The sequence below is a fragment of the Streptomyces sp. NPDC057543 genome, assembly GCF_042801895.1.
In the GTDB taxonomy this organism is placed as follows: Bacteria; Actinomycetota; Actinomycetes; order Streptomycetales; family Streptomycetaceae; genus Streptomyces.
On sequence record NZ_JBHVFF010000517.1, the window covers coordinates 1 to 2,917 of the forward strand.

At 70.8% G+C, this 2,917-nt stretch carries 2 protein-coding genes; one reads left to right on the plus strand and one right to left on the minus strand.

What is annotated here, in order from left to right; translation table 11 throughout:
- Positions 1–258: 258 nt before the first annotated feature.
- Positions 259–786, minus strand: a complete 528-nt coding sequence (locus ACFU8Q_RS40710) for a DoxX family protein (RefSeq protein WP_384465028.1) — start codon at positions 784–786, stop codon at positions 259–261.
- A 265-nt stretch (positions 787–1,051) separates the two neighbouring features.
- Between ACFU8Q_RS40710 and ACFU8Q_RS40715 the strand changes: the two genes are divergently transcribed.
- Positions 1,052–2,917 (plus strand): FAD-dependent oxidoreductase (locus ACFU8Q_RS40715; protein ID WP_384465031.1); only part of this gene is annotated, 1,866 nt, incomplete at its 3' end.

Genomic DNA, 2,917 nt, shown 5'->3' on the forward strand with positions numbered 1-2,917 from the left:
ACCGGCCACAAGGGGCAGCACTGGGCGCGGGCTTCCACCTGCACGCCCACGCCACCCCTCCACGATGGGCAGAACCCATGCCAGACACCACGTCCAACATGGGATCACTTAGCTGATTAGAGACGCTCCGCAAGCAGTGCGACGCGAGGTTTCGCAAGAAGTACGACCGGGACCGAAGTTCCGCAAGCAGTGCCAGTGCGGTCGGGACCGGGCGGCTCCCTCCCTGGGGTGCCGTCCGGTCCCTGTCCTACCGGGTGGTCAGGTCGTGTCAGGGTCGATCACGGCCCGGCCCTTGGCGCGCCTGCCGACGACGGCCGCAGCCGCGACCGCGCTGCCCGCGAAGGCGAGGGCGACCATCCATGGTTTGTTGAAGACGTGCTGGGTCGCGTGGTCGACGGAGTACCGGCCGGGTCCGGTCAGGCCGATCGCCGCGGCGGTGAAGCCGAGGAAGGCCGGGTACTCGTAGCCACCGCCTTGGGCGAAGAATCCGGCGGGCGCGTGGACGGCCACGGCACCCGCCATGGCCCCGGCCGCGGCCGCGCCGGCCGCCGGGGTGGCGAGGCCCAGTGCCAGCAGTGCGCCGCCGCCCGCCTCGCCGAGCCCGGCGGCGACCGCGCTGTGCTTCGGCGGGTGGAAGCCCATGGCCTCCATCGCGGCGGTGGTTCCTTCGATGCCTCCGCCGCCGAACCAGCCGGCCAGCTTCTGAGTGCCGTGCGCGGCCAGTACCGCGCCGGTGCCGACGCGCAGGACGAGCAGGCCGAGGTCACGCCGGTCGAGGCAGGCCATGGGAGTCTCCGCGGGGGTTCGGGGCCGAGTGGGGCAGGGGTCCGGGGCCGTGCGTGGCACCGGGCACGGCACCCGATGTGCTGTGGCGGGCGGGCGCCGCGGTTCCACTCTCCGTGACGCGAGGGGCCGACGTGTCCTGGTGTTACGCCGTTCGGGGGACGCCCGCAGGTGCGGCTCTGCGACGAATGTCATTGTGCAACTTGTTGCACAATGACATTCCACTGGTCTACAACTGGCGCAACGACACTGCGTGAGGAGCCGTCGCATGAGCCCGTACCCGAATCTGCTGAGCCCCCTCGACCTCGGGTTCACCACTCTCCCCAACCGGGTGCTGATGGGGTCGATGCACATCGGTCTGGAGGAGGTCGAGCGCGGCTTCGAGCGGATGGCCGCCTTCTACGCGGAACGTGCGCGGGGCGGCGTCGGCCTGATGGTCACCGGCGGGATCGCCCCGAACGCCCGGGCCTGCTCCTTTCCCGGCGGCGCCAAGATGACCACCGAGGCGGAGGCCGAGCAGCATGCGCGGGTCACCGCCGCCGTGCATGAGGCGGGCGGCCGGATCGCCATGCAGATCCTGCATTTCGGCCGGTACGCGCACCATCCCGACCTGGTCGCGCCCAGCGCGGTCCAGGCGCCGATCAGCGCCTTCACTCCGCACGCCCTTGACGATGACGAGGTCGAGGAGACCATCGAGGACTTCGCCAGGGCCGCCGAGCTCGCGCGGCTGGCCGGGTACGACGGTGTCGAGATCATGGGCTCCGAGGGCTATCTGATCAATGAGTTCATCGCCGCTGCCACCAATCGGCGCACCGACCGCTGGGGCGGCTCGTACGAGAACCGCATCCGGTTCCCCGTCGAGATCGTGCGCCGGGTCCGTGAGCGCGTCGGCAGGGATTTCATCCTGATCTACCGGCTCTCGATGCTGGATCTGGTGCCCGGCGGTTCCTCGCTGGAGGAGGTCGTGCGGCTCGCCCGCGAGATCGAGTCGGCCGGCGCGACGATCATCAACACGGGGATCGGCTGGCACGAGGCCCGTATCCCCACCATCGCCACGTCCGTGCCGCGCGGCGCCTACACCTGGGTCACCGAACGGGTGCGCGGTGCCGTCTCCGTACCGCTGGTGACGAGCAACCGCATCAACACACCCGAGGTCGCCGAGGAGATCCTCGCGTCGGGCCGGGCGGACATGGTGTCGATGGCCCGGCCCTTCCTCGCCGACCCGGACTTCGTCGTCAAGGCGGCCGAGGGCCGTGCCGACGCCATCAACACCTGCATCGGCTGCAACCAGGCCTGTCTGGACCACGTCTTCAGCGGCCGGGTCACCTCCTGCCTGGTCAACCCGCGCGCCTGCCACGAGACCGAACTCACCCTGTCACCGACCCGTACCGTCAAGCGGGTCGCGGTCGTGGGCGCCGGGCCCGCCGGTCTCGCGTGCGCGGTCTCGGCGTCCGAGCGGGGGCACGAGGTGACCCTTTTCGACGCGGCCGAGGAGATCGGCGGCCAGCTGAACGTGGCGCGCAGGGTTCCCGGCAAGGAGGAGTTCAACGAGACGCTGCGCTACTTCCGTACCCGGCTCGCGGAGGAGAACGTCGAGTTGCGGCTCGGCACGCGGGCCACGGTGGACGTCCTCGCAGGCTTCGACGAGGTCGTCCTCGCCACCGGCGTCACGCCCCGCTCCCCCGCGATACCGGGCCTGGACCACCCCAGCGTGGTCAGCTACCTCGACGTCCTGCGCGACGGGGCGCAGGTCGGTGACCGGGTCGCGATCATCGGGGCGGGCGGGATCGGTTTCGACGTCGCCGAATTCCTGACCGACTCGGGCGATGCGGCGAGCCTCGACCCCGGGGTGTTCTTCCGTCAATGGGGCGTCGACACCGGCTACCGCGACCGGGGCGGTCTTCGCGCCCCGGAGCGTCCGAAGACGCCGCGCACCGTCCACCTGATCCAGCGCAAGACCGGCAAGGTCGGTGCGGGGCTCGGGAAGACGACCGGCTGGATCCACCGCACCGAGTTGCGGCACCGCGGCGTGACAATGATCGCGGGCGCCGCCTACGACCGGATCGACGACGACGGACTGCACCTCACGATCGACGGCGAACAGCATCTCCTGCCGGTCGACACGGTGGTGCTC